Here is a 26,446-nt window from a genome sequence, read left to right as displayed (position 1 = left end):
TTAAAATCAGTTCAGGAGGAGATGACGTTATGTCTATCAGCATCAGGCAGCAGGAACAGGCCCGGCAGTTGGAGCGGGAATGGCGGGACAACCCGCGCTGGAAGAGCGTCAAACGCGGCTACAGCGCCGCCGACGTCGCGCGCCTGCGCGGCTCGGTGGAGATCGAGTACACGCTGGCCAAGCGCGGCGCGGAGAAATTGTGGCGGCTGATGAATACCGAACCGTTCGTCAACGCGCTGGGCGCCATGACCGGCAACCAGGCGATGCAGCAGGTCAAGGCCGGCCTCAAAGCCATCTACCTGTCCGGCTGGCAGGTCGCCGCCGACGCCAACAGCGCCTTCGAAATGTATCCCGATCAATCGCTGTATCCGGTGGACTCCGTGCCCACGGTCGTGCGCAAGATCAACAACGCGCTGCTGCGCGCCGATCAAATCTATCACTCGGAGGGCGACGACAGCATCGACTGGCTGGCGCCCATTGTTGCCGACGCCGAGGCCGGCTTCGGCGGGGTGCTGAATGCCTTCGAACTCATGAAACACATGATCGAGGCCGGCGCCGCCGGCGTGCATTTTGAAGATCAACTCGCCGCCGCGAAAAAATGCGGCCATATGGGCGGCAAGGTGCTGGTCCCGACCGAGGAGGGGATCCAGAAACTCATCGCCGCGCGCCTGGCCGCCGACATCATGGGCGTGCCATCGATTCTGGTGGCGCGCACCGACGCCGAATCCGCCGGCCTGCTCACTTCGGACTCCGACGAACGCGACCGGCCGTTTTTGACCGGCAAGCGCACTCACGAGGGTTTCTTCGAGACCAACAAGGGACTCGAGCAGGCTGTCGCCCGCGGCCAGGCCTATGCGCCTTACGCCGATCTCATCTGGTGCGAGACCGGCACGCCGAACCTGGAATTTGCCAAGAAGTTCGCTGAAGGCGTGCGCAAGGTGCGTCCGGACATGATGTTCGCCTACAACTGCTCGCCGTCCTTCAACTGGATGAAGAACCTGGATGACGCCACCATCGCCAAGTTCCAGAAGGAGCTGGGCGCGATGGGCTACAAGTTCCAGTTCATCACGCTGGCCGGCTTCCATGCGCTGAACTACAGCATGTTCATGCTGGCGCACGGTTACGCCCACAACCACATGACGGCGTTCGTGGAGTTGCAGGAGCTGGAATTCGCGGCGCAGAAACTGGGTTTCAGCGCGGTCAAGCACCAGCGCGAGGTCGGCACCAGCTACTTCGACGAGGTGACCCAGGTCATCTCCGGCGATCACTCCTCGCTCACTGCGCTGAATGGCTCGACCGAGGAGGAACAGTTTCATCACGATAAGCGCGCCGCGGGTCACTAATCCGCCCACCCGGCATCAGCCCGTCTGGCCGCAATCGCGGCCAGACGTTTTTTAAATGTGGTAGACGCCTCATCGCGGCCTTCGCTGAGATCACTTCAAATGTGAGTGGATGTGCACCGTGACCGTGTTATTTGCAATCCAGATTTTTCATACGATTATCACGATTGTCATTTTCTTCTGTCTCGGCTACATCATTTATGGCGCCTGCACGCATGAGCGCGGGCCCCTCCTGCGGATCTGCTTCCTCGTGGTGGCCGTCGAGGCGGCGGCCATCGCGGTCTCGGGCTTCCGATGCCCGCTGCATCTTCTGGTCATCGAAATGACGGGTAACCATCACACGCCTGATATTCTTTTCCCCGCATGGATATCGAAGCGGATCATGAAGGCGGGCATCCTGCTGGCGACGGCGGGCATCCTGCTGCATTTTCGCAATCAACTCGCGGCGGGAAGAAATTGAAATGCTATTGATGAAGTTGCGAATTCAAAACAACATCGCAGGACCAGGATGACCTACGACAAGATAGAAGTTCCCGCGGACGGCGAGCCCATCAGGATCAACGCTGATTACAGCCTGAAGGCGCCGGACTGCCCCATCGTGCCGTTCATCGAGGGCGACGGCATCGGCATCGACGTGACACCGGTGATGCGGCGGGTGGTCGACATGGCGGTGCAGAAAGCCTACGGAGGGCGGCGGCAGATCGCCTGGATGGAGGTCTATGCCGGCGAGAAGGCGCAGAAGCTTTATGGCGAAGCGCACAATCTGCCGGACGAGACGCTGGACGCGCTGCGCACTTTTGTCGTCGGCATCAAGGGGCCGCTGACCACGCCGGTCGCGGCGGGCATGCGGTCGCTCAACGTCGCCATCCGCCAACGACTTGACCTTTACGCCATCGTTCGTCCCATCCGCTATTTCCCCGGCACCGAGACGCCGATGAAGGATTCCGGCGCCACCGACATGATCATCTTCCGGGAGGCCACCGAGGATGTTTACACCGGCATCGAGTGGCCGGCCGGTTCCGAGGGCGCCGGAAAAGTGATCGAATTTCTGACGAAGCAAATGGGCGTGACCGGCATGCCGTTCACCGGGGATTGCGGCATCGGCATCAAGCACGTGTCGCGGCAGGGCACGGAACGACTGGTGCGCAAGGCCATCCGTTACGCCCTCGACCACAACAGCCGTTCAGTGACGCTGGTGCACAAGGGCAACATCATGAAGTACACCGAGGGCGCCTTCCGCAACTGGGGTTACGAAATCGCGCGCAAGGAATTCGGCGCCACGGTGATCGGCGACGGGCCGTGGTGCACGCTCCGAAATCCGCACAATGGACACGACCTCTTGATCAAGGACGTGATTGCGGACAACTTCCTGCAACAAATCATTCTCAAGCCCGAGGACTTTCACATCATCGCCACGCTGAACCTGAACGGGGACTATATTTCCGATGCGCTGGCGGCGCAGGTGGGCGGGCTCGGCATCGCGCCCGGCGGCAACATCGGCGACGCTGTGGCGGTGTTTGAGGCCACGCACGGCTCGGCGCCAAAGTACGCGGGCAAGAACCGCGTAAATCCCGGCTCGATAATTCTCTCGGCGGAGATGATGCTGCGGCACATGGGCTGGCGCGAGGCCGCCGATTTCGTCATCAAGGGTGTGGCCGGTGCCATCGCCGCCAAGACGCTGACCTATGACCTGGCCAAGGTGCGGGCCAGCGCCATCAAGCCGCTGGCCGCCGGCCACGAGCACAAATCGGCGCACGAGGTGGAAGCAGACATTCAGCGTTTGCTGCCCGGCACGAAACTGGTGAGTTGCTCGGGATTTGGCGAGGCCATCATCCGCCACATGTAGTTCTTCATGAAACCAGTGGTTCAACTGGAGCCGACGGGCTGCGGCATTGCGAGCGTCGCCGCAATCGCCGGGCTGTCCTATGCCCAGGCAAAGGCGGTTGCAGGTTCTCTGGGCATCTCGGCGCGGGATGACGAGTTGTGGTCCAAGACCACTCATGTGCGCAAACTTCTCGAACACTTGGGCGTGAAAACGAGCAGATCTGAACATCCTTTTCGATCATGGGAACCGTTGCCGGATCTCGCCCTGCTGGCCATCAAGTGGCGTCTGGAGAAAGGACGGCCCTTCTGGCACTGGGTGGTGTTTGTGCGCGAGGGAGGCCGCGCTTGCGTGCTCGACTCAAAGAAGGGCTTGCGCAAGAACCATCGAACCGATTTCGGCCGCATGAAACCGAAATGGTTCATCCGGATTACCGATGTGCGGCGCTAGGAATATCGGCTGCGCAGGGCTTTCTTGTCGATTTTGCCGACGCCGGTCTTGGCGATGCCGTCGACAAATTGAATCCTGGCCAGCACGGCGTGCTTGCTGATTGTGCCTGCATCGCATGAAGCGTGCAGCTTCGCGGCGATTGCGGCTTCATCCGTCGCCTCCGGTGCAGTGCGTACAATCAGGGCCAGCGGCCGCTCGCCCCAGCGTGGATCCGGCACGCCGATGACTGCGACTTCGGCGACTCCCGGCAGATGCGCGATGGCGTGCTCCAGTTCCAGCGACGACACCCATTCGCCCGCCACCTTGATGACGTCCTTGAGCCGGTCGCGGATGCGCAGATAACCCCGGTCGTCCATGACGCCGATATCCTGAGTGTGCAGGTAGCCGCCGCGCCACAAACGTTCGGAGGCCGCCTCGTCGTGCAGATATCCCGCCGTCAGCCACGGCGCGCGGACGACGATCTCACCGGCGCTATGGCCGTCGTGCGGCAGCGCGTTCATGTTTTCGTCGGCGATCCGCAGGTCCACCAGCGGGATCGGCGCGCCGGCGCGGCAGAGCATGGCGAGCCGGGCTTGCGCGTCCGCGCCATCATGTTCGGGACGCAGCTGCGCCAGCGTCAGCACCGGCGCGGTTTCGGACAGGCCGTAACCGGCGAAGATATCGACGCCCAGATCGAGCGCCATCTGCGCCAGTGCCGGCGGCAGCGCGGAGCCGCCGATGACCACCTTCCAGCCCTTGAGCGATGCTTGTTGGGCTTTCGCGGCGGTCAATACCATGCGTAACAGGGTGGGGACGCAGTGGGAGAAGGTGACTTGTTCCTCGCGGATCAGGCGCAGCAATAAATCCGGCGCATAGCGGCCGGGGTAGACCTGCTTCACGCCGAACATCGTTGCCATATAGGGCACGCCCCAGGCATGCACGTGGAACATCGGCGTCAGCGGCATGTACACGTCGCCGCGATGGAAACGCTGCCCTGCCGGCGCGGAGGCCAATCCCGCCGCTGCGGCCAGCGTGTGCAGCACCAGTTGCCGGTGGGTGTAATAGACGCCCTTCGGATCGCCGGTCGTCGCCGTGGTATAGAACGTCGTGGCGCGCGTATGCTCGTCGAAATCCGGAAATTCGTACTCCACGTCACCGCGCGCGATCCATTCTTCGTACTCACCGTCGAATGAAAGATCGCCGGCTGGTGGCGGCGGCAGGCCATCGCCGATCAAAACAAGCTTTTTGACGGTGATTAACTGTTTGCATATCTCCTCCACGAGCGGCACGAAATCGGCGTGCACCAGCAGGATATCGGCGCGGGCGTGATTCAGCGTGTAGAGAATTTGCGCCGGCGTGAGCCGCGTATTCACCGTCATCAGCACCGCGCCCATCATCGGCACGGCGAAATAGCACTCCAGGTAACGATGACTGTCCCAGTCCATCACCGCCACCGTGTCGCCGGGGCGGACGCCGCTCCGGTGCAGGCTGTTCGCAAGCCGGCCGATGCGCCGCCACAGATCGTGATAGTTGTAACGCAGGCTGTCGCGGTAGACGATCTCCTGATCCGGCGCGCAGGCCAGCGGCGTATGCCAGAGCTGCTTGATCAGCAGCGGATAGTCGTGTGTTGCCATTGTTCGATCCGGGGCGGTGCGCGGCCCGTCACAAGCTACAACTGTTGCAAACGCCGGGCAAGCAAATCGACATAGGCCGGGAATTCATGGATGTCGTTGTGATGCGCCCCCTCGATGCGGATCAATTCGACATCAGGCGCCAGTGCTTTCAACGCCACGCTGTGCGCGTACGGGATCACCTCGTCTTCCGCGCCGTGTATGAGCAGTACCGGCATTTTGATCCGCGGCAGCAGCAAATCCGTCCGCAAGGGGTACTTTATCAGGGCGCCGGGCACGAAGGGATAATAGGAGCACGCCAGCTCCCGCAGGCTGCTGTAGGGCGAGACCAGGATGAGCATCGTCGCATTCACCTCGCTCGCCAGCTTCGCGGCGAGTCCGGTGCCGAGCGAGCGGCCGTAGATGATGATCTTTTTACCGGCATATCGCGGCGCAATGACGTCCCACGCCTTTCTCACGTCCGCGTTGAGTTGAGCCTCGCTTTCTATCGACCCCGTGCTTTTGCCATAGCCGCGGTAGTCGATCATGAACAGGTCATAGTTGACGCGGCGGTAAAATTCAGAGTTGGAAAACCAGCTGCGCAAACTGCCCGCGTTACCGTGCAGGAAGAACACCAGCCCCCTGGGGTCCGGCAGCCGCAAATGCAGTGCGGATAATACGGCGCCATCGACGGGGATTTCGACTTCGACGGCATCAGGTACGCTGAACCGATAGTCGCGCGGCAGTTTTTCCGGATAAAAAAGCAGGGACTCCTGCATGGCATAAAGCGCCCCAATCAACGCCACACAGCACAGTCCGAGGGTGAGCAGCGTTGTCATTGCACGTTGTAACCCCCCGCGGTTCGGCGCCATGTATGTGAACACGTCCCGGTGAGGGCAGGGGATGAAAATGCCGCCCGTCAATCCGGGCGATTTTTACCGTCCTGGCGGGGGTTCGGCGCCCTGAGCAGCGATTTGATCTCTTTCATCTCCTGTTCAAGCGTCTGGGCGAGAACGCTGTTTTTGTATCCGAGAAGAATCAACTTTACTGATACCAGGAAGACGCCGGCTTCCAGCAACAGGTCGTGCGTGAGACCTTTCAGGAACAAGGCCAGTAGAAAAAGGAACAAAGTAATGGCAATGATGATGATCGATCCGGTGTCCAGATATTTCATGGGATTTTGCATCCTTAGATTACATTTAAGTTCAAACTCATTTCTGCCATATAATTCGCCGGTGACGCCAGACGATTTTACAGTCAATCGTATCCTTCTGCCGGCTCTCAACCTTTGCCTGCGCGCGTATTGAAACCTCATGGTGAAATTATGAATAAAGATCAACTTTGGCGGAAGCGGTGCTACATCGGCGGGACATGGGTCGAGGCCGGCGATGGCGGGACCTTCGCCGTGGCCAATCCGGCAACGGGGGAAGTCCTGGCGCAGGTGCCGTCGATGACCGCGGCGGACGTGGAGGGCGCGGTAACGGCGGCGTGCAATGCCTATCCCGCCTGGCGGGCGAAGACGGCCAGGGAACGCGCCGTCCTGCTGCGCCGGTGGTTCGATTTGATGATGGCCCATCAGGAGGAACTGGCGGTCATCATGACCTCCGAGCAGGGCAAGCCGCTCACGGAGTCGCGCGGGGAAATCGCCTATGCCGCCTCGTTCCTCGAGTGGTTCGCGGAAGAGGGCAAGCGTGTTTACGGCGACGTCATCCCCGGCAATATCGCGGGGCGCCGCATCGTCGTGACCAAGGAGCCGGTCGGCGTGTGCGCCGCGATCACGCCCTGGAATTTTCCCTCGGCGATGATCACGCGCAAGGCCGGGCCCGCGCTGGCGGCGGGCTGCACGATCATCGTAAAACCCGCGGAGCAAACGCCGCTCTCCGCGCTGGCACTGGCGGCGCTTGCTGAGGAGGCGGGCGTGCCGGCGGGCGTATTCAATGTCGTCACCGGCAAACCTGAGACAATCGGCGGCGTGCTGACGGCGAGTCCGATCGTGCGCAAGCTGAGTTTCACCGGCTCCACGGAAATCGGCCGGCTGTTGATGCAGCAGTGCGCGCCCACGGTGAAGAAACTCTCGCTGGAACTGGGCGGCAACGCGCCCTTCATCGTATTTGATGACGCCGATCTCGACGCGGCCGTGGCGGGGGCGATGGCATCGAAGTACCGCAATTCAGGCCAGACCTGCGTGTGCGCGAACCGGTTGCTGGTGCAGTCCGGGATTCATGATCGCTTTGTTGCCAGACTGACGGAGGCGGCCGGCAAATTGAAGCCGGGCAACGGCATGGATGCGGGCGTGAACCAGGGGCCGCTTATCGACGCGGCGGCGCTGGCCAAGGTCGAAAATCACATCCGCGACGCGGTGGGACACGGCGCAAAAGTGCTGATCGGCGGTCGGCGGCACGCCCTCGGAGGCACGTTTTTCGAACCGACCGTTTTGACCGGTGTCACGCCACGGATGCTTGTCGCGCGCGAGGAAACCTTCGGACCGGTGGCGCCGGTGTTTCGTTTCGATACCGAGGACGAGGCGGCGGCGATGGCCAATGACACCGAGTATGGCCTGGCCTCGTACGTGTTCACGCGCGATATCGGGCGGGTGTGGCGCATGGCCGACAGGCTGGAATACGGCATGGTGGGGATCAACGCCGGGATTTTCTCCAACGAAGTGGCGCCGTTTGGCGGCATGAAATTCTCCGGCTTCGGGCGCGAAGGCTCGAAATACGGCATTGAGGAGTATCTGCAAATCAAGTATCTCTGCATGGACGGCATCGACAAATAAAATCCGCTTCGATAATGCCGGGACGCACGGAATCCGTTCGTGCCCCGGCACCTCGGCACGAACGGTTTTTCAGAAAATAAATACGTTCGTCCTGATGTATGGAAGGACGAACGACGCATCAAGGCAAATTTTCGTTTTTCGCGGGTGGTTCACGTATTCTGTTAAAATCGGTCCGCCATCAATATTCCCGGTCGACAATGAAAATCCTGGTTACCGGCGCCGCCGGCTTCATCGGCGCGCGCTTATGCGAACGATTGCTGGAGCGCGGCGATGCGGTGATCGGCGTCGACAATCTCAATGCCTATTATGATGTGCGCCTGAAGGAGGCGCGGCTCGCGCGTTTTTCGACACGGCCCGGGTTTGCCTTTCACAAATTGGACATTGCCGATCGACAGGCCATGTCGTCGCTTTTCGCCGATGCCAGGCCGCAGCGGGTGATGCATCTGGCGGCGCAGGCGGGCGTGCGCTACTCGCTCGTCAATCCTTACGCCTATATCGATGCCAATGTATCTGGGTTTCTCAACATCCTGGAAGGCTGCCGGCACAATGGCGTCGAGCATCTGGTGTTCGCCTCGTCCAGTTCGGTCTATGGCGCCAACACCCGCATGCCATTTTCCGTGCACGACAACGTCGATCATCCGGTGTCGCTCTACGCAGCAAGCAAGAAATCCAATGAATTGATGGCGCACGCGTACAGCCATCTGTATCAATTGCCGGTGACCGGCCTGCGCTTCTTCACCGTGTACGGCCCGTGGGGCAGACCGGACATGTCGTTGTTCCTGTTTACGCGCAACATCCTCTCCGGCCGGCCCATCGACGTGTTCAACAGCGGTCATCACAAGCGTGATTTCACCTACATTGAGGACATTGTTGAAGGAGTGATCCGAACGGTGGACAAGGTGGCGACGCCGAATCCGGAATGGTCGGGGGACCAACCCGATCCGGGCACCAGCCGGGCGCCATACCGCTTGTACAACATCGGCAACAACAAGCCCGTGGATTTGCTGCGCTACATCGAGGTGCTTGAAAATTGCCTGGGCAAAAAGGCCAGCAAGAACATGCTGCCCATGCAACCGGGAGATGTGCCGGAGACCTACGCCGACATCGATGACCTCGCCAATGCGGTGGGTTATCGCCCGGGCACGCCGATTGAAGCGGGCGTGGCGCGTTTTGTGGAGTGGTATCGCGGTTATTATGGAGTGCAGGCATGAAACATCGACGCAAAATCTCCGTCATCGGCCTCGGCTACGTCGGCCTGCCCGTGGCGGTGGAATTCGGCAGGCAGGCGCGCGTGGTGGGCTTCGACATCAACTCAAAACGCATCGCGGAGTTGAAGAAGGGCATCGATCACACCCATGAGGTCGAGGGCCGCGATCTCAAACTGGCGGACGTTCTATTCACCAGCAAGCCTGCGGATCTGAAGGCCGCGGATTTCCACATCGTGGCGGTGCCGACGCCGGTGGACGAGGCCAAGCGCCCCGATCTGGCGTCCGTGCTCGGCGCCTCGGAAACGGTGGGCGGACAGTTGAAGCGCGGCGACATCGTGGTCTACGAGTCCACGGTCTACCCCGGCGCCACCGAGGAGGACTGCGTGCCGGTGCTGGAGCGCGAATCGGGCCTCAAGTGCGGCAGGGATTTTTTCGTGGGCTACTCGCCGGAGCGCATCAATCCGGGCGACAAGCGACACACCTTCAAGACCATCACCAAGGTGGTCTCCGGCCAGACGCCGGCGGCGCTGGAAATCATCGCCGCGGTTTATGGCTCCGTCGTCGCCGCCGGCGTGTATAAGGCTTCTTCGATCAAGGTGGCCGAGGCCGCCAAGGTCATCGAGAATACCCAGCGCGATCTCAACATCTCGCTCATGAACGAACTGGCGCTGATCTTCCACCGGATGGGCATCGACACCCGAGAAGTGCTGGCGGCGGCGGGGACCAAGTGGAACTTCATGCCATTCGAGCCGGGCCTGGTGGGCGGACATTGCATCGGTGTCGACCCCTACTATCTCACGCACAAGGCCGCCATCATGGGCTACATCCCGCAGGTGATCCTGTCCGGCCGGCGCATCAACGACGGGATGGGTGAATACGTGGCCGCGGAGACGGTGAAGCTGCTCATCCACGACGGCAAACCGGTAAAGGACTGCGTGGTGACGGTGCTCGGGCTGACGTTCAAGGAGGACGTTCCCGATCTGCGCAACACGCGCGTCATAGACATCATCCGCGCGTTACAGGAATATGGCATCAAGGTGCAGATACACGACCCCCTGGCAAGCGCGGCCGAGGCGCGGCTGGAATACGGCGTCACACTGACATCACGCGAGAAACTGAAGCCGGCGGATGCGGTGATCCTTGCCGTCGCGCACAAGGCGTTTGCCGGGCAAGGCTGGCCGTTGGTGGCCGGTCTTTTGCGGAGTCGCCGTGGCGTCGTGATGGACGTCAAGGGCAGGCTCCCGCGCAGCAGGCGGCCCGCCGGTATTCAGTTGTGGCGGTTGTGACGGAATAAGGAAAGCACACCATGCGCGTCGTCATGATCGGAACGGGTTATGTCGGGCTGGTGTCCGGCGCTTGTTTCGCCGAATTCGGCGCCGATGTGACCTGCATTGATGTCGATGTGGAGAAAATAACCCAGCTCAACCGCGGTATCATGCCGATTTATGAGCCTGGCCTCGGGCCGCTGGTGGGGGAAAACAAGCGCAAAGGCCGGCTGCATTTCACCACGGAATTCGAGCCCGCGGTAGGCGAGGCGGATCTGATCTTTATCGCGGTGGGGACGCCGAGCCGCCATGGCGACGGTTATGCGGACTTGTCCTATGTTTACGCGGCGGCCCGGCAAATCGCGCCGCTGCTCAGGGATTACACGGTGATTGTGGACAAATCCACGGTGCCGGTGGGCACGGCGCGCAACGTCGCGCGCATCATCCGGGAAGAGAATCCCAAGGCGGATTTCGACGTGGCCTCCAACCCGGAATTTCTGCGTGAAGGCGCGGCCATTACCGACTTCATGCGTCCCGACCGGGTGGTGATCGGCGTCGAAAGCGAGCGCGCGGAGAGATTGCTGCGCGAGCTTTACCGCCCGCTGAACCTGATCGAGGCGCCGATCCTGAGAACCGGCATCGAAAGCGCGGAACTGATCAAATACGCCGCCAACGCCTTTCTCGCCACCAAGATCAGCTTCATCAACGAGATTTCAATGTTGTGCGAGACCGTCGGCGCCGACGTGCACGACGTCGCCCGCGGCATGGGCATGGACGGCCGCATCGGGCGCAAGTTTCTGCACCCAGGCCCCGGATTCGGCGGCTCCTGTTTTCCCAAGGATACACAGGCACTGGTGCGCACCGCGCAGGAGCATGGTGTCTCCAGCCGCATCGTCGAGTCGGTAATCGAGGTCAATGCCGCCCAGAAGGCGCGCATGGTGAAAAAGATACGTCAAGCCCTTGGCGGTAATGAGACTGGCAAGGTAATCGCGGTTCTCGGACTGACGTTCAAGCCGGAAACCGACGACATGCGCGATGCGCCCGCATTGTCCATCCTGCCGCCGCTTATCGAAAAAGGCGCCACCATCCGCGCGCATGATCCGCACGGCATGGAGGAGGCGCGAAAACTGCTGCCCATGGGCATCCAATATTGCGCGGCAGTCTATGACGTATTTGCCGGCGCCGATGCGGTCGCCCTGCTCACGGAGTGGAACGAATACCGCGGTCTGAACCTCGAAAAGATACTCGGCCTCATGCGCGGCCGCGTCTTTTGCGATCTGCGCAATGTCTATGAGCCGGAGCAGATGCGGGCGGCGGGATTCGATTACGTCTGCGTCGGCCGCTAATCAACTCATGAACAAATCCGTTTATGCCGGCTTTACCACAAGACCATTCCAAAGAAATCGTTCGCCCTGAGTTATCGAAGGGCGAACCCCACTTTCTATACTGCTTCGCTCGTGCTTCGATACCTCAGCACGAACGGTTTTTATAATGCGCGCCTGGTATCTCATCCATAGCAAACCGCACCAGGAGCGGATCGCCCGCGAGAATCTCCAGCGCCAATCCTACGAAGTGTACCTGCCATTGATGCACCAGCGCGTCCGGCGGCGGAACAGGGCGGTGGATCAGATCGTCCCCATGTTCCCGCGTTATTTGTTCATCCATCTGGATGATCAGACCGACAATTGGAAGCCCATACGCTCGACGTTGGGCGTCGCCCGCATGGTGTCCTTTGGAAACGCTCCAGCGATCGTGCCGATTCAACTCATCAACCAATTGCAGGCCCGCGAAGGTGCGGATGGCGTTCACTCATCCCCGGCAAAAAAACTGGCCAGGGGCTCGAAAGTCCGCATCATCGACGGCGCTTTGGCCGGTTACGAGGCCATCTTCGAAGCGCAGAACGGCCGGGAGCGGGTGACATTACTGCTGCAGATCGCGGGCCAGCCGGTGCCGGTTCATCTCCGCGAAATCGACATTGAACCTCTGAACTGAATCATACCGGCGCGATCGCCGGGCCATGATTTTTTCCGGAAGGGTATACTGAATCGACATATGAGCGTGGAAAAAAATATCCGCGTGTTGCAACCGGTAATCCTCGCCGGCGGCGGTGGAACGCGTCTATGGCCGCTCTCGCGCGAGCATTATCCGAAGCAATTCCTGAACTTGTTTGGCGAGGAGTCATTGTTGCAGCAGACCGTGCGGCGCCTCGACGGCCTCCATGTCAAAAGCGCCGGCACCACCAGCGCGGCAATGCTGGTTATTTGCAATGAAGAACACCGCTTCCTGGTCGCGGAACAGATGCGCGTACTGGGACGAGAAGCCGGCCGCATCGTGCTCGAGCCGGCGGGCCGCAATACCGCCCCCGCGCTTACCGTGGCCGCATTGATCAGCGCGACTGCCGGCGCCGATCCCATTCTGCTTATGATGCCCGCCGATCACGTCATCCAGGAGGCGCCCTGTTTCCATGAGGCGGTGGCTCAGGGGCTGGAACTCGCGCAGGCGGGATATTTGGTGACGTTCGGCATCGTGCCGATCCGCCCGGAGACCGGTTATGGATATATCGCCATGGGCGATGCAATCGACGGTCAGGGTGGCACGCATGAGGTGAAATCATTTGTCGAAAAACCGGACGAGGCGACCGCCCGGCGGTATGTGGAATCCGGCGGTTATCTGTGGAACAGCGGCATCTTCATGATGAAGGCATCGGTCTGGCTCGCCGCCATCGGGCGGTTTCGTCCGGAGATTTTCACCGCGTGCCGGACGGCGTGCGCGCATACGAGCGTGGATGGCGATTTTCTGCGCCTCGATGCCGCGGCCTTCAGCAACTGCCCCAGCGACTCGGTGGACTATGCGGTCATGGAAAAGGTGACCGCGCAATCCGGATTCAAAGCGGCCGTGGTGACGCTGGCCGCCGGCTGGTCCGATATCGGGGCCTGGTCAAGCTTGTGGGAAATCTCCCGGCGCGATCCGGAAGGCAACGTCATCCGCGGCGATATCTGCGCCATCGACGCCGCCAATAACGCCCTGCTTGCCGAGCATCGATTGCTGGCGGTCATCGGTTGTGACGATCTGGTGGTGGTGGAGACCGCGGATGCGGTGATGGTGACCAGAAAAAGCCGGGCGCAGGATATCAAACGCATTGTCGAATGGCTGAAAACCCGGGGGCGCGAGGAACGTCTCAGCCACCGCCGCGTCTATCGCCCCTGGGGCAGTTATGAGGGCGTCGACGCCGGTGAAGGGTTCCAGGTCAAGCGCATCATCGTCAAGTCCGGCGGCAAATTGTCCCTGCAAATGCATCATCACCGCGCCGAACACTGGATCGTGGTCAGGGGAACGGCCCGCGTAACCCGCGGCGAGGAGGTGTTCCTGCTGTCCGAAAACCAATCCACCTACATTCCGCAGGGAATCAGGCACCGGCTGGAGAACCCCGGCGACGCGCCGCTGGAGGTCATCGAGGTGCAATCCGGCCGTTATCTCGGCGAAGACGACATCGTCCGCTTCGAAGACCTGTACAACCGCAGTTGATCTGACTCTCCCTTGACGGCGCTTTTGGGGTGGGCCTATAGTGTTCATATTATGAACACTCCGAGCCGCGAAGACGCCGTTACGCGGGGCATACTGGAGACCATCGACACCCGCAGCGACGTGTCGCAGCGCCATCTGGCCGACAATCTTGGCGTGGCGCTGGGACTCGCCAACCTTTACCTCAAGCGTTGCGTGCGCAAGGGCCTGGTCAAGATCAAGCAGGCGCCGGCCAACCGTTATCTTTACTACCTTACACCCAAGGGGTTCGCTGAAAAGAGCCGGCTGACCGCCCAATATCTTTCCGTCTCTTTCGATTTCTACCGCCGCGCGGGGGATTCCTGCGCCAAGGTGTTCCACATCTGCGATCAGGAAAAATTCAATCGTCTGTTGTTGTGCGGCGTATCCGAATTTGCCGAAATTGCCTCATTGCGCGCGGAGGAGCACGGCATCCAGATTATCGGCACATTCGATCCATCCAGCAATCGCAGTCGTTTTGTGGCGAGGCCCGTATGGCGCCGTTTCGAGCAGGTGCCCGACTTCGATGCCTGCGTGCTGACAGCAGTGAATGATCCGGCGGCGCTTTATAAAGAAGCCTCCTCCCGGATCGAGGACCAAAGAATCCTCGTGCCGGATATTTTGGGATTGAAATTCACCCGCAATAATTCCAGGTAAGCAGCATGGCGCGGGTTTGTCGCGACTGAAGATCGTCGCCGCGGTTTGGACGGTGAAAGCTTGCCCGCCGTGTCCGACGGACACGGCAGGGCGGTAGCGTGCCGGCAATCATCCAATTTATGCCCTCTGGGTTTGAACTGCTGATGAGAAACAAGCAAACGGAGGATGGTTGAATTGTTTCTGATCCTCCGAAATCATCATGAGCTTGTATGGGAGCTGGTCACACGGGAGTTCTCCGGTCGTTATCGTGGTTCTTTTGGGGGCGTGATCTGGTCGTTCGTTCAGCCGCTCTTTCTGCTCGCCGTCTACACCATCGCGTTTGGCGTGATCCTCAAGTCGCGCTGGGGGTTTCCCGGCAGCACGGGCGATTACACTCTGTTGCTGTTTGCCGGCCTTATCATCTTCAACGCATTTTCAGAATGTCTGAACAGAGCGCCCGTGCTTGTCACCGCCAATTCGCACTTCGTCAATAAAGTGGTTTTTCCTCTGGAGATTCTTTCCGTGGTCATGGTGCTCACCGCGCTGTTCCATGCCCTGATTGGCGTCGCCGTCTGGTTTATCGGCCACCTTCTCCTGTTCGGCCTCCCCAAGCCAACCGCCTTCCTCTTTCCGCTGGTTCTGATATGTTTTTCCCCCATTCTGCTCGGCCTCGGCTGGTTGCTCTCGGCCGTCGGCGTCATAGTGCGTGACATCAGCCAGCTGACCGGCACGCTTTCACATATGCTGTTATTTCTTACGCCAATTTTCTACAGCGTTGATGCCGCGCCGCCCATGTTGCAACGCCTGCTGATGCTTAACCCCCTCACTTTTGTGGTGGAGCAGTTTCGCGCCGTGCTCTACTTCGGGCGGGGGCCGGACCTGACGGGGTTGACCGCTTATTTTCTGTTCTCTTCACTTTTTGCCTGGGGCTCGTTGCTTTTGTTTCGTCGCCTGCGCCCCGGCTTTGCCGACATGGTGTGAGGATGATTGGCGACGCCACCGCCATCTTTGTCCGCAGTGTGGGCAAGCGCTACAAGGTTTTTGAAAATCAACGGGAGCGGCTGTTGCACACCCTCCGGCAGAAACGACGGTCCGGCATGCGGGAAGTCTGGGCCCTCAGGGATGTCAGCTTTGAGATCCGTCGCGGCGGAGCAACCGCCATTATTGGTCGTAACGGCAGCGGCAAAAGCACCCTCTTAAAAATCCTGACGGGGATTCTGAACCCGACCACGGGAGAAGTTAAGATCAATGGACGTGTCTCCGCACTGCTCGAACTGGGCAGCGGTTTTAATCCGGAATACAGCGGCAGGGACAATGTCATCCTCAACGGCCTGCTGCTTGGTCTGGACCGCAAGGAAATCCTCCGTCGTTTTGATGAAATCGTCACCTTTGCGGAAATTGGCGATGTGCTCGAACGTCCCGTGAAGACCTACTCCAGCGGCATGATGATGCGCCTGGCTTTTGCCGTGCAGGTGCTGTCTGACCCCGACATTCTCATCATTGACGAGGCACTCAGCGTGGGGGATTTTTTCTTCCAGCAAAAGTGTCTCGGTTATATCCGTTCGCTTTGCGACAAGGGCGTGACCCTGCTTTTCGTGTCGCACGATATGGCAACGGTGCGCGATCTGTGCAGCCGGGCGGTGTATTTAGCGGGCGGGAAAGCGGTCTTCGTCGGCGATTGCAAAGAGGCGATCCGGGAATATCTGAAGGAACAGCAGGAAGTGCATGCATCGGTTGCTGAACGGACCCCTGATAATGCCGCGTCGAAGCCCCCGCCGGTGCGGGATGACATCATGCAGGCAGCCATCTGGAAACGTTCCGGGAATTCAGCGCTTGAAAATACCGTCCGATTGCTTGCAGTAGTGGTACTGGGGCCGGATGGTCATCCGGCCACCCAGGTGCAAATGGGTGACACGATACGCATGCGCATCTATTTTCAGGCGCGTCAGGGGGAGGAGGCGCATATATCCCTGACGATCAAGAATCGATTCGATCAAATCGCCACGGTTACCGGTTCCCGTCAGCTGGGCCTGGGTCCGTGCCCGGTGGGAGAGAATGTATCCGGGATGTTGGAGCTTTGCATCAAATTAATGCTGGAAGCCGGTCTCTATTCCTTCCAGATCTCATATGCAACGTTCAATGTTGCAAACAAAGGCGTGAGGCTGGATGAAACCGAGTGGCTGGGTCCCTTGCAGATCTACTGGAATTATGAAAACAATACCGCGCCATTCCTGGGAATGGTGGGGCTGCCCGTAACCGGCGCTTATGAAGCCGGCGTGTGAGTTTGAATACCGGTGGCGCCCCTGTTCCGGAGGTGCGGAATGAAAAAACATATCCTGATTGATTCGGGAAACTATTTCTCGAACAACAACAATCAGGGGGACCGGGCGCTCTATCAAATCATTTCCCGTCGTTTGCGTCAGATATGGCCTGATTGCGAGATTGATTGGATTACGAGGAACGAGAAGCTGCTGATCGCAACCTGTTCCGATGTGTCCCCCCTGGTATTGACCCATGATCGCCTGCCCCTCCTGCTTTCGCCGAGGTGCCGGTTTTCTGATCAGATTTTGCGGGAGGCTGGGCCCGGCGGCACGGCCCGGAGGCAGGGCAACGCGCCGGAGTACTATGACTGGGGCAGCAAGGGTGGGATACGGCCGGTTACCGACTCGGCACGGATTCTGTCCGCCTTGCGGGATTGCGACCTCGTACTTGCGACGGGCGGAGGCTATTTTAGCGACTGCTTCGCCGACCACGCCTGGACGATCCTGGATACGCTGGAAGCTGGCATGCGATTCGGCAAACCGGCGATCATCCTGAGTTGTGGATTTGAGCCAATCCGCGATCCGACTCTGTCCAGGAAGATGATGGCTGTGCTGCCACGACTGAATCTGGTTGGCTGCAGGGAGTCACTGCAAAGTCCCGCCGTAGTGCGTTCATTCGGCGTTGCGGAACAACAGGTAGCCGTGACGGGGGACGACGCCGTGGAACTGGCATTCGAGGCCCGCCCGCCCGCCCTGGGCGACGGTCTGGGCATCAACCTGCGGCGGGCCGATTACGCCGGCGTTGATGCCGGCACTATCGAACATTTGCGGGGAACCTTGCAACAGGTTGCAAACGGGCTTGCGGCTTCGCTCCTACCCGTGCCGATTTCAATGTCCGGACCTTCGGATCCGGACGCCATTTGCGCATTGCTGGCCGGATTCCCGACGCATCAGGATACCGGTCAGCATTTGGCAGCGCCTGAGGATATCGTGCGACAAGTCGGCCGTTGCCGGCTGGTGATAACAGGCAGCTATCACGCCGCGGTGTTCGCTCTGTCGCAAGGTGTCTCGGTTGTCGCATTGGCGGCGTCGCCGCACTATATGACGAAGCTGCAAGGACTTCAGGCGCAGTTCGGCGCCGGTTGCAGCATCGTGCCATTGAACCGCAGCGAGACCAATGAGACCCTGGCGGCGGCAATCGCGGAGAGGTGGCGCGGTGCGGAATCGGCGCGGTCTCTGCTTCTGAAAGCCGCGGAGCGTCAGGTTGCCGCAAGCCGCGACGCGTATCAACGCGTACACGACATTGTCGAATCCGATCGAGAGAGGGGGCGACGGCGCGCACGAAGACCTTCTTCCGAAGGTTTCACCGCTCCCGGGGATCAAACGGCCGCCCAGAGCCCGGCTCAGTTTGCTTTGTCGCCCGACGAAATGGAGGAGTTTCAGGAGCAGGGTTTTTTAGGACCCTTCACTGCTTTCGAACCGCAGGAGATGGAAAAGGTACGGCGGATCATTTATGACCGCGTGCTGACAATCCCGACTCCCTACTGTCCTTTCGGCCTTCGCGTCCGTCACCTCGACAGTCGCACTGTCTACGAGCTGTGCTCCTCACCCCCGATTGTCGATCGCATGGCATCGCTTTTAGGTCCTGATCTCATCCTGTGGAATTCCAATCTGTTCAATAAGCCGCCTGCCGAGCCTGACCATATGGAAGAGTACCCCTGGCATCAGGATTACTACAACTGGCAGATCAAACCGGTGCTGAACGTTTCGGCATGGCTGGCAATCACACCGGCCACGCCGGAAAACGGGTGTGTCGAAGTCATCCCGGGGTCGCACCGGCAGAATATTCCACCCATTCGTGACACGGATCCGCGCTTGAGCCTGCGGTTCGGGGGTGTGGCATCAGACCCAGCCTGTGTCGACGAGACGAAGAAAATGACGTTGGCCCTCAAACCCGGCCAGTTTTTTCTCTTCAACGAACGGTTGTTACATCACTCAAATCCGAATCTGACCCGCGAGAACCGTTTGGGGCTGGCCGTCCGCGTCACGACGCCGGTTGTCAGGGTCAATGAACCATTCCCCTGCATTCTGCTGAGGGGGCATGACCACATGGGGTTCAACCGTTGTGTCACCCCGCCAGCGGCTGAGCCCGACACAAAATGGCTGGCGTCGCTGCCGGAAGGGCATGACTTTACGTTCGACCGTCCCATTCCCGGGATGGGATGGCATCTCCGGGAAACCGATGGCCCGCACCATTTCGCCTGGACGGGGCTGGAGCCGGACGCATGGATTGATTTCCGTCCCGTCGGTGCCGGCGATCATGTGCTGCGCTGTGAAATCATCCATATGCTGGCGCCGCAAGCGGTCAATGCAGTCCACGCGCGGGTGAACGGACATCTCCTAACATTGCGCCAGCAGCGCGTCGACAACATGGTGATTCTGGAGGCGTACGTGCCAGGCCATGTTCTGCGGATCTGCAGTGACCGGGTGCGTGTCTCGTTGAGGGTGCCGGAGCTTTTGCGGCCGTGCGATATCAATCCCGCCAGCGGGGATAAGCGAACGCTTGGATTGGGGATTCGCCGCATTGCATTGACGCCAGCCTGGAGAACATCCCATTGTGGTGAACGTCAGGATATGCGGAACAGTCTGGCGTTTGACTGAAATGCAAAAAGAAGAAAATCCATCACGTTTTGACGTATCAGTCATCCTGCCCATGGCATACCATCAGGGGCTGGCGGTGGAGTGCATCGAGGGCTGGGCGAAGACGCTGTCATACCCGCGGGATCGCTATCAAATTGTGGTCGCTGCGCCGCAATCACTCGATGCGGGCATCGTGGAAAAATTGCGGAAGTATCTGCAGCCCTGGGATCGGCTGGAATGTTATCCGTTCAATCACGACATTCCCCTCGTTGCGGTGGCGGCGAAACTGGCGGAAAGCGAATGGCTGCTCTTTACCGAGTCGCATTGCGTACCCGAACCCCATGCACTGACGCACCTGATGGAGTCCGTCGCCGCCCACCCGGAATGGGCGGGCATCTGCAGCGTCACCGCACCGCTTACCGACAATCTCCTGTCGAAACTTGCGGCCGGGATCTACGCCAGGGACATTCGCGACAAACCAGTTCAGCGCGAATGGCTGAAGGCGGTGGACCAGTGTTTCCTGGTGCGGAAAAACATTTATTTCGCCTGTGGTGGCTTTGAGCCGGAGTACGAATACTTCTCCAAACGGCTTTTGTCAGCCAGCCTGCACCACGCCGGCCACCATGTGGAATTTGACTTCACGCCCGTCGTCCGGCATGCCTACAGCGGCAGGCTGACAGATTTGGAAGATTACACCCTTAATTTTGCGCATGGTGAGATCAAGTTCGCAGCGCAGGGCATGGATGATGCAAGGGCGGACTATTTCCCGCCAGTTCCCGAACTGCAGGAGCTTCGTGGGCGTACGTCAGCCGACTTCCTTGAGATGGCGCGATTGCGATTTGCGGCCTTGCCGGCGCTCATCAGACGGCGTTTGAGCAGGCGCAACAGTTCCACGGATGGCACCTCCCTGTGGAGACTGATGGAAGACCTGTTCGGATGGTTGCTCAAGGGCTTCAAGGGGACAGGTGGCGGCTACCTGGGCGCTTGTCTCGCCGAGATTTTCGCACGGCTGCGCCTGAAGAACGTGATTCGTCGTTTTGAGCCGCGGGCCGCGCAAGCCGCCTATGTCGACTGGCTGGGCATGCTCGTGCACAAGGGGCGTTTGCACTATCTCGCGCGTTCCGGCGCCATGATACCCGCTGTTCGCAACCCGAATCTTTCTCATTCAGGCGGATGGAGGGTTGGCGACCACGGTGATGGCGTCGAATTGCTTGGTTTCCACGATCAGGAGACGCTGGCAGACAGGGCTTTCTGCTGGTCCATGCATTCCGCGTGCGTTTATATTCCGCTTCATCAGGGATGTCACCACATTACGCTCGAATGGGAACCAGTGCGTCCCATGCAGGCCGAAGACTTCATACGTGTCGAATTTGATGGTCATCGCATTCCGATCGAAAAGTTGTCTTTGAGTCGTACGAGTCTTGCGGTTGAGGTGACTAGTGATTCAAAGGGATGGCACCGCTTCTCGTGGTCGGTCATTCCATTCGCAGCCGCGGGCGATCGGAGGTTGCTGGGATTACCATTATCACGGATTTGCTGGTCTGCGGATGACGCACGGCTTGCTGCATAAGAGGCCGGCAATTGACAGGCAACGAAGGGTGCTGGACATTTACCGTGCCGCTTTTCCTGGTCTGAGACGCGCGCTTCATCCGATAATTCGCTGCATTTTGGGGGCGTATGGATTTTCACGTCTTGTTTTGCGTCCTCGCTTGGACAATCTGGTTTTTAGTCCCCGATTAGGGAATCTGAATCAGCATGTACCACGGGAGATGCGTCTTCCAGCGCATTACGCGCAGCCCGTCTCCATTACTCGACTCCCAAAAATCTCACTGGTTACGCCCTCATACAAACAGGCCGGCTTTATCGAACGCACCATCAATAGCGTGCTCGATCAGGACTATCCCAATCTGGAATATTTCGTACAGGACGGCGGTTCCATGGACGGTACCCGGGAAATCCTGGATCGTTATTCGAAGCGACTGGCGGGCTGGGAGTCGTGCCCCGACAGGGGACAATCGCAGGCACTCAATCTTGGCTTTGCAAAGACCTCGGGCGAAATCATGGCCTGGTTGAATTCCGACGACATTCTGCTCCCCGGCGCGCTGGCTTATGTCGCGGAGTATTTCAACCGGCATCCCGAGGTCGACGTAGTTTATGGCCACCGCATCCTGATTGACGAAAATGATCATCAGATAGGCCGCTGGATGCTGCCGGCCCATGATGACGCGGTACTCTCATGGGCGGACTACGTCCCGCAGGAAACGATCTTCTGGCGCAGGCGCATCTGGGACAAGGTGGGAGGACGGATTGACGAGTCTTTCCGCTTCGCCATGGATTGGGATTTGTTGGTTCGTTTTCGTGACGCGGGGGCGCGCTTCGCCCGGTTGCCCCGCTTTCTGGGCGGATTCCGGGTGCATCCGCAGCAGAAAACGTCGGCGGCGATTTCAGAGGTGGGTTGTCAGGAAATGGATCGCATCCGGCAACGCGTGTGGGGTAGGGTCCCCTCGCGAACCGAGGTGCGCAAGGCAGTGTTGCCTTACCTGGTGAAGCATGTCGTCACTGATCTGGGGTGGCAGATTCGAAACAAACTGGGAGCGCCCTCATGATTCGTTTACTCATTTACAAGCCGAACTGAAAAACTAAAATAATTGTGATCGGAGACAAATCGAGAAAAAAAAGAAATTGTTATGCAAAAAATATACTTGGGGTTGCCTGCATATGATGAAGAAAAATCGATTAAACCCCTGTTTACTCGTATCTATAAATTACAGGCGTCTCTTCCGATGCCTCTTGTGGTTATCGTATATGACGATGGCTGTCGAGATGGAACCAAAAAAGAGGTATTGGCTTGGACTCCACTCATCGAAATCATCTATCTAGACGGCGTTGTAAATAAAGGGTTGGGTTCAGGGATGAATGCACTGCTATCAGAGTTCGCTAAGCGGGGGGGAAGAGAGGATGTGTTAGTGGTGATGGATTGTGATAATACCCATGATCCGGCTCAGATTCCTCAGATGCTTGATGTTTTAAAAGATCAGCCAGAAACAGATTTGGTTATTGCATCCAGATACAGAAGTGGCGCAACTATCACAGGAGTTCCTTTTCATAGAATCTTTCTGAGCGTAGGTGCGGCCGTACTTTACAAGCTGGTTCATCCGATATTCCATGTTAGGGACTATACCTGCGGCTATCGTGTCTACAGGCACGGAATTATCATGGATGCCTTATCGAAATTTGATCCGCCATTACTGAAAGAAAAGGGCTTCGCATGTATGGTGGAATTGCTCTTAAAGTTGAATAAATCGAACGCCAGGATGAGAGAAATACCGTTAATGCTTGCGTACGATAACAAGCTGTCTGTTTCAGAGATGGATGTTTTCGGGAATTCGTTTCAGTTGCTTAAGAAACTTTTAGCATGGCGATTTTGGGATATGAAATGAGGCGATTCAAGGTTGCATGCGTATTTGGAACCAGACCTGAAGCGATCAAGATGGCGCCCGTGATACTTGCATTGCAGGGCATGCCAGAGCGTTTTGAGGTGGAAACCATCTGTACGGGGCAACATAGAGAACTTTTGATCCCATTGATCGAATGGTTTGGTCTGAATGTAACTAGGAACATGGATGTAATGAGGCCCAATCAAGATCTCAGCGTGCTTTGTGGTCGATTACTGACGGAATTTTGGAAATTATTCAACGCCGAGAAGTACGATTGCATAATTGGACAGGGTGATACGACCACCGTGTTCGCATCGGCACTTGCGGCGTTTCACGAAAAAATTCCTTTTGCCCATGTTGAAGCAGGATTAAGAACCTTTAATAGAAATTCCCCATTTCCCGAAGAGATGAATCGAGTCCTCGTCGGTCGTCTCGCTACGATGCACTTTCCACCGACAGAAGCCTCTGCTCAGAATCTTCGTAATGAAGGTATTTCCGAAAAATTCATCTTTATGATTGGTAATACAGCCATAGATGCGCTTCAGATCACTGTGAACAGATTAATCGCGGATTCTGCGACTTCGGTCCAAGGCAAGAAGACGGTATTCGTCACGGCACACCGCCGCGAGAATTTTGGCGATCCACTCATGCGAATCTGTAACGCGGTTCGACGAATTGCGTCCCAGTCGAACGACATCTCCGTTATCTTTGCAGTGCATCCGAACCCCAACGTCCGCGGTGTCGTATATAAATCGCTTGGAGGTGTGGCGAATGTCAAATTGGTTGACCCGATGCCATATCAGGAGTTAATGCAGTATCTGCGGGCGTGCCATGTCGTATTGACCGATTCTGGAGGACTTCAAGAAGAAGCCCCGGCGTTAAATAAACCCGTACTTGTCCTGCGTGATGAAACTGAACGGCCGGAGTTGGTTGAACTCGGCGGCTCAATTCTGGTGGGTAGCAACGAAGAACTTATCTACGACTGGGTGATGAAGCTACTGAACGATGACGAGGTATACCGCAAGATGGTCATCGGATACTCACCCTATGGAGATGGAAAGGCAAGCCAGCGGCTCGTGAAACATCTTAGTGACGTGCTTGAGAACAAGCTTTGACCATGCTGATTACTTTGGGCATGGTTATTGGTTTCAGCCTGCTGGGGCTATCGCCGCTGATGCTTTGCGGTTCGTCCAGTGAATTCCTTCTCGCACCGACATTCGGCCTGGCTACATCTGTTTTTATTGGGCACGTAATTTCCGCAAACTTCGGTTTGTCGGGTGCAGATGGTATGGCGGTGGCGTTTGGGCTGTTGGCGGTAGCCTCGACTTTGATTGTGATCCGTCGCAGATTACAAATGCGCGCATTGCTGCCGCAAGCTTATGTATCACTTAAGATGGCGCTGCTTTGCAGCTTGCCGGCATTTCTGATTTTAATTCCTGCGATCAATTTTGGAATTGAGAATTTTTTTGGCGCCGTCAATTATGATTTCTTTTATAATAGTCAGGATTCGGTCTATCTCAGTACCCATTCCGTTCTCGAATTTGACACTGGAGTTGATTCCTCGATCCTGCCGCTTACTGGTAGCGCGGGCCCGCAAGGCCGATTTGCGATCTCACTGATCGGCGCATTTGCTCAGAAGTTCTTTGGCCTGAATCCGCTTCATTTTAACTCCGCCCTGCTATCCAGCCTGGTCGTTATAAACGCTCTTGCCTTTGCCGCAGTTGTGCGGAGCATCTACTGCTTTGGCATTCTATTGTCGAGTGTTGCTGTTGCATTGTTCATCTTCTCGGGTGGCTTTGCTCAGGAGTATAGCTATTATTTGCTTGGACAGATAAGCGCACTTCCCCTGTTTATGGCTGTTTGCATATATGCATCGAGACTGTTAGCCACAGCGAATAAAGATGCGAGCGTGCATCACTTTGCTATAAATGATGTGATCGCAATCGTCCTTTTGTTAAATGCCTTATATATTTTTTATGTAATTTTATGTTTCTTTGCACTCGCAGTGATAGCCGGGGCATTTCTCTTGTCCAGTCTTGCACATAAAAAGAATGCTTTAAATAATTTTCGCGGGTGGACCATGATTGTCGCAGGAAGTCTCGCCGTTTTTTTATTGGTTCGTATTCTTTCGCTTGGGGAAACCAAGCGTGCAATAATCAATTGGATCGCTCTTTCCCTTAAAACCGCCGCCCCCGGGAGCGCATCGCCGGCAGTATTCACCGAATATGTCACGGAGGGGTTCCTTCCTCTTTTATTCGGTTTTTTTACATACCCAACAAATGCTTCGGTATTCGATGGCCTTCTCGGCACTGGTGAAATTCGAAATTGGAAGCTTCTTGCTATCGGCGCGTTAATTCTTCTGACATTTTTCTGGGCCTTAACCAAAGTTTTTCGATCAGATTTAATGCCTGCGGGCGCCAAAGCAATTATTGGTTCAATTTCAGCGATTGCCTTGATGTGTTCATTTGCCTTTTTTGTCACGCGCTCCGGTTATGCAATCTTTAAGATTGGGGACTGGCTTATTCCACTGCTGGGTCCAATTCTTCTCGGCGCAATTTATTTATCCACACAAAAGCCGCGGCTATATGACATCCCGTTTATTGGTGTTAGTTTATTATTTCTGCCCGCCAATATTATAACAGCCGCAAACTATGAGCTTTCTTTTTTGCCGGCATTTCACATGGCCAAGTTTGAGAATGCACGCGATATAAACGGCATGATTGGGGTTGTCCAACTCAAATCACAGCTTATGTCCGTTGCAGACCGACCACTCATTTTTCACTTAAATAACGGCATAAAAAATGCCTGGCTGGCAAATGAGTTTCGTGAGAGAACAGTCACAGCCCTGACGCACAATTTTCAGCCGCTTCAGGACAGGTTGCTTCCAACCATGCCGTGTAGCAGCGCGCCAAAGATGCCACAGGATGCAATCCTGATTAGCGATTATGGGAAAAAATCGGAGCCCGATATTTTTTTCTCTACCAATCAAATTGCGCAACCATTCTTTCAGAACGAATACTATTCCGCCTATTTCGTCTCGAAAGTTGACCGCTATGCTTTTGTTGGCAGAGGAGCTTATCCTGTTGAGACACTTACGACTGCTCAAGCAAAAGCATCAGGATTTCCTACGAAATTCAGATGGATTGAGCATGGGGTCGAGATTTATGTATTTACAGTCCGATCAGAACGAGTCGATGTTGAGTTTGATGCAATCCCCGGCTTTGTAAATGGCCCGGCGCGCCGCAACCTTCGGTTTAGAACACCAACTGGGCAACATGAGGCTTCTTTTGATCGGGGAAATACCAGAGTTCGTTTTCAGGCTGTCGATCTAAAGCCGGGCATGAATTGTTTTTATGTTGAGAGCCAGGATGACGTCAAGCCGGTTGCTCGTTACGGTGCATTGATCCGCCCTGAGGTTTTAATTGATTTTCGGTTTCTAAACTTCGCATTAAGCAGTATAAAAATTAATCGCGGTGCATGAA

At 57.5% G+C, this 26,446-nt stretch carries 22 protein-coding genes; 19 read left to right on the top strand and 3 right to left on the bottom strand.

What is annotated here, in order from left to right; genetic code table 11:
• The first annotated feature begins 29 nt into the window (after nucleotides 1-29).
• The 4 genes from aceA (at nucleotide 30) to VMH34_05565 (ending at nucleotide 3,612) form a co-directional block, all read left to right on the top strand.
• Nucleotides 30-1,343 (top strand): isocitrate lyase, encoded by a 1,314-nt coding sequence (aceA, locus tag VMH34_05580; protein HTT08244.1) that lies wholly within the window; start codon nucleotides 30-32, stop codon nucleotides 1,341-1,343.
• 118 nt (nucleotides 1,344-1,461) lie between these two features.
• The gene (locus VMH34_05575; GenBank protein HTT08243.1) at nucleotides 1,462-1,800 is read left to right on the top strand and encodes a hypothetical protein; all 339 of its coding nucleotides are present in this window, start codon (nucleotides 1,462-1,464) and stop codon (nucleotides 1,798-1,800) included.
• Between the two features lie 48 nt (nucleotides 1,801-1,848).
• Nucleotides 1,849-3,186, top strand: a complete 1,338-nt coding sequence (icd, locus tag VMH34_05570) for an NADP-dependent isocitrate dehydrogenase (protein HTT08242.1) — start codon at nucleotides 1,849-1,851, stop codon at nucleotides 3,184-3,186.
• 6 nt (nucleotides 3,187-3,192) lie between these two features.
• Entirely contained in the window at nucleotides 3,193-3,612 is a 420-nt protein-coding gene (locus VMH34_05565) for a hypothetical protein (protein HTT08241.1), read from the top strand.
• On the opposite strand, the gene VMH34_05560 is transcribed toward VMH34_05565, so the two are convergent.
• The 3 genes from VMH34_05560 to VMH34_05550 form a co-directional block, all read right to left on the bottom strand.
• Nucleotides 3,609-5,225: a fatty acid--CoA ligase gene (locus VMH34_05560; GenBank protein HTT08240.1), complete on the bottom strand. Its 1,617-nt coding sequence runs from the start codon at nucleotides 5,223-5,225 to the stop codon at nucleotides 3,609-3,611. The two genes, VMH34_05565 and VMH34_05560, sit on opposite strands and share 4 nt — an antisense overlap.
• A gap of 35 nt (nucleotides 5,226-5,260) precedes the next feature.
• Nucleotides 5,261-6,040, bottom strand: coding sequence for an alpha/beta fold hydrolase (locus VMH34_05555; protein HTT08239.1), 780 nt, complete (start codon nucleotides 6,038-6,040; stop codon nucleotides 5,261-5,263).
• Nucleotides 6,041-6,120: 80 nt separating this feature from the next.
• On the bottom strand, nucleotides 6,121-6,375 hold the full coding sequence (locus VMH34_05550; protein HTT08238.1) for a hypothetical protein: 255 nt from the start codon (nucleotides 6,373-6,375) through the stop codon (nucleotides 6,121-6,123).
• Between the two features lie 150 nt (nucleotides 6,376-6,525).
• Between VMH34_05550 and VMH34_05545 the strand changes: the two genes are divergently transcribed.
• From VMH34_05545 to VMH34_05475, 15 genes are all read left to right on the top strand, one after another.
• Nucleotides 6,526-7,977, top strand: a complete 1,452-nt coding sequence (locus tag VMH34_05545; GenBank protein HTT08237.1) for an NAD-dependent succinate-semialdehyde dehydrogenase — start codon at nucleotides 6,526-6,528, stop codon at nucleotides 7,975-7,977.
• Between the two features lie 197 nt (nucleotides 7,978-8,174).
• The gene (locus VMH34_05540) at nucleotides 8,175-9,188 is read left to right on the top strand and encodes an NAD-dependent epimerase (GenBank protein ID HTT08236.1); all 1,014 of its coding nucleotides are present in this window, start codon (nucleotides 8,175-8,177) and stop codon (nucleotides 9,186-9,188) included.
• The gene (locus VMH34_05535; GenBank protein ID HTT08235.1) at nucleotides 9,185-10,471 is read left to right on the top strand and encodes a nucleotide sugar dehydrogenase; all 1,287 of its coding nucleotides are present in this window, start codon (nucleotides 9,185-9,187) and stop codon (nucleotides 10,469-10,471) included. Before VMH34_05540 ends, VMH34_05535 begins: the two co-directional genes overlap by 4 nt.
• A 20-nt stretch (nucleotides 10,472-10,491) precedes the next feature.
• On the top strand, nucleotides 10,492-11,796 hold the full coding sequence (locus VMH34_05530; GenBank protein HTT08234.1) for a UDP-glucose/GDP-mannose dehydrogenase family protein: 1,305 nt from the start codon (nucleotides 10,492-10,494) through the stop codon (nucleotides 11,794-11,796).
• Nucleotides 11,797-11,941: 145 nt separating this feature from the next.
• Nucleotides 11,942-12,442 carry a transcription/translation regulatory transformer protein RfaH gene (gene rfaH, locus VMH34_05525; GenBank protein ID HTT08233.1) on the top strand — a complete coding sequence of 167 codons (501 nt, stop codon included), beginning with the start codon at nucleotides 11,942-11,944 and terminating at the stop codon, nucleotides 12,440-12,442.
• A gap of 60 nt (nucleotides 12,443-12,502) precedes the next feature.
• Nucleotides 12,503-13,975 carry a mannose-1-phosphate guanylyltransferase/mannose-6-phosphate isomerase gene (locus tag VMH34_05520; GenBank protein ID HTT08232.1) on the top strand — a complete coding sequence of 491 codons (1,473 nt, stop codon included), beginning with the start codon at nucleotides 12,503-12,505 and terminating at the stop codon, nucleotides 13,973-13,975.
• 51 nt (nucleotides 13,976-14,026) lie between these two features.
• Complete coding sequence (locus VMH34_05515) at nucleotides 14,027-14,647, top strand: winged helix-turn-helix transcriptional regulator (protein ID HTT08231.1); 621 nt, start codon at nucleotides 14,027-14,029, stop codon at nucleotides 14,645-14,647.
• Between the two features lie 165 nt (nucleotides 14,648-14,812).
• Nucleotides 14,813-15,607, top strand: coding sequence for an ABC transporter permease (locus tag VMH34_05510; GenBank protein ID HTT08230.1), 795 nt, complete (start codon nucleotides 14,813-14,815; stop codon nucleotides 15,605-15,607).
• 2 nt (nucleotides 15,608-15,609) lie between these two features.
• Nucleotides 15,610-16,908, top strand: a complete 1,299-nt coding sequence (locus tag VMH34_05505) for an ABC transporter ATP-binding protein (protein ID HTT08229.1) — start codon at nucleotides 15,610-15,612, stop codon at nucleotides 16,906-16,908.
• Between the two features lie 39 nt (nucleotides 16,909-16,947).
• Nucleotides 16,948-19,548, top strand: a complete 2,601-nt coding sequence (locus tag VMH34_05500; GenBank protein HTT08228.1) for a phytanoyl-CoA dioxygenase family protein — start codon at nucleotides 16,948-16,950, stop codon at nucleotides 19,546-19,548.
• Between the two features lies 1 nt (nucleotide 19,549).
• Nucleotides 19,550-21,097, top strand: coding sequence for a hypothetical protein (locus VMH34_05495; protein HTT08227.1), 1,548 nt, complete (start codon nucleotides 19,550-19,552; stop codon nucleotides 21,095-21,097).
• A gap of 199 nt (nucleotides 21,098-21,296) precedes the next feature.
• Nucleotides 21,297-22,133 carry a glycosyltransferase family 2 protein gene (locus VMH34_05490; protein ID HTT08226.1) on the top strand — a complete coding sequence of 279 codons (837 nt, stop codon included), beginning with the start codon at nucleotides 21,297-21,299 and terminating at the stop codon, nucleotides 22,131-22,133.
• Between the two features lie 81 nt (nucleotides 22,134-22,214).
• Nucleotides 22,215-22,967 carry a glycosyltransferase gene (locus VMH34_05485; GenBank protein ID HTT08225.1) on the top strand — a complete coding sequence of 251 codons (753 nt, stop codon included), beginning with the start codon at nucleotides 22,215-22,217 and terminating at the stop codon, nucleotides 22,965-22,967.
• Nucleotides 22,964-24,079: a UDP-N-acetylglucosamine 2-epimerase (non-hydrolyzing) gene (wecB, locus tag VMH34_05480; protein ID HTT08224.1), complete on the top strand. Its 1,116-nt coding sequence runs from the start codon at nucleotides 22,964-22,966 to the stop codon at nucleotides 24,077-24,079. The genes VMH34_05485 and wecB overlap by 4 nt, the downstream gene beginning before the upstream one ends.
• A gap of 2 nt (nucleotides 24,080-24,081) precedes the next feature.
• Complete coding sequence (locus tag VMH34_05475) at nucleotides 24,082-26,445, top strand: hypothetical protein (GenBank protein ID HTT08223.1); 2,364 nt, start codon at nucleotides 24,082-24,084, stop codon at nucleotides 26,443-26,445.
• Nucleotide 26,446: the final 1 nt, after the last annotated feature.

This window comes from Gammaproteobacteria bacterium (assembly GCA_035501935.1).
GTDB lineage: Bacteria > Pseudomonadota > Gammaproteobacteria > JAJPIJ01 > JAJPIJ01 > JAJPIJ01.
Note: the sequence above shows the minus strand (reverse complement) of the source record. Positions and strands in the feature narration are given on the sequence as shown.

Coding starts and splice junctions, on each gene's coding strand:
- VMH34_05490 (HTT08226.1), top strand. CDS start 21,297: ATGCGTCTTCCAGCGCATTACGCGCAGCCCGTCTCCATTACTCGACTC.
- VMH34_05560 (HTT08240.1), bottom strand. CDS start 5,225: ATGGCAACACACGACTATCCGCTGCTGATCAAGCAGCTCTGGCATACG.
- wecB (HTT08224.1), top strand. CDS start 22,964: ATGAGGCGATTCAAGGTTGCATGCGTATTTGGAACCAGACCTGAAGCG.
- VMH34_05535 (HTT08235.1), top strand. CDS start 9,185: ATGAAACATCGACGCAAAATCTCCGTCATCGGCCTCGGCTACGTCGGC.
- icd (HTT08242.1), top strand. CDS start 1,849: ATGACCTACGACAAGATAGAAGTTCCCGCGGACGGCGAGCCCATCAGG.
- VMH34_05475 (HTT08223.1), top strand. CDS start 24,082: ATGCTGATTACTTTGGGCATGGTTATTGGTTTCAGCCTGCTGGGGCTA.
- VMH34_05565 (HTT08241.1), top strand. CDS start 3,193: ATGAAACCAGTGGTTCAACTGGAGCCGACGGGCTGCGGCATTGCGAGC.
- rfaH (HTT08233.1), top strand. CDS start 11,942: ATGCGCGCCTGGTATCTCATCCATAGCAAACCGCACCAGGAGCGGATC.
- VMH34_05550 (HTT08238.1), bottom strand. CDS start 6,375: ATGAAATATCTGGACACCGGATCGATCATCATCATTGCCATTACTTTG.
- VMH34_05485 (HTT08225.1), top strand. CDS start 22,215: ATGCAAAAAATATACTTGGGGTTGCCTGCATATGATGAAGAAAAATCG.
- VMH34_05510 (HTT08230.1), top strand. CDS start 14,813: ATGGTTGAATTGTTTCTGATCCTCCGAAATCATCATGAGCTTGTATGG.
- VMH34_05545 (HTT08237.1), top strand. CDS start 6,526: ATGAATAAAGATCAACTTTGGCGGAAGCGGTGCTACATCGGCGGGACA.
- VMH34_05530 (HTT08234.1), top strand. CDS start 10,492: ATGCGCGTCGTCATGATCGGAACGGGTTATGTCGGGCTGGTGTCCGGC.
- VMH34_05555 (HTT08239.1), bottom strand. CDS start 6,040: ATGACAACGCTGCTCACCCTCGGACTGTGCTGTGTGGCGTTGATTGGG.
- VMH34_05505 (HTT08229.1), top strand. CDS start 15,610: ATGATTGGCGACGCCACCGCCATCTTTGTCCGCAGTGTGGGCAAGCGC.
- VMH34_05515 (HTT08231.1), top strand. CDS start 14,027: ATGAACACTCCGAGCCGCGAAGACGCCGTTACGCGGGGCATACTGGAG.
- VMH34_05500 (HTT08228.1), top strand. CDS start 16,948: ATGAAAAAACATATCCTGATTGATTCGGGAAACTATTTCTCGAACAAC.
- VMH34_05540 (HTT08236.1), top strand. CDS start 8,175: ATGAAAATCCTGGTTACCGGCGCCGCCGGCTTCATCGGCGCGCGCTTA.
- VMH34_05495 (HTT08227.1), top strand. CDS start 19,550: ATGCAAAAAGAAGAAAATCCATCACGTTTTGACGTATCAGTCATCCTG.
- aceA (HTT08244.1), top strand. CDS start 30: ATGTCTATCAGCATCAGGCAGCAGGAACAGGCCCGGCAGTTGGAGCGG.
- VMH34_05520 (HTT08232.1), top strand. CDS start 12,503: ATGAGCGTGGAAAAAAATATCCGCGTGTTGCAACCGGTAATCCTCGCC.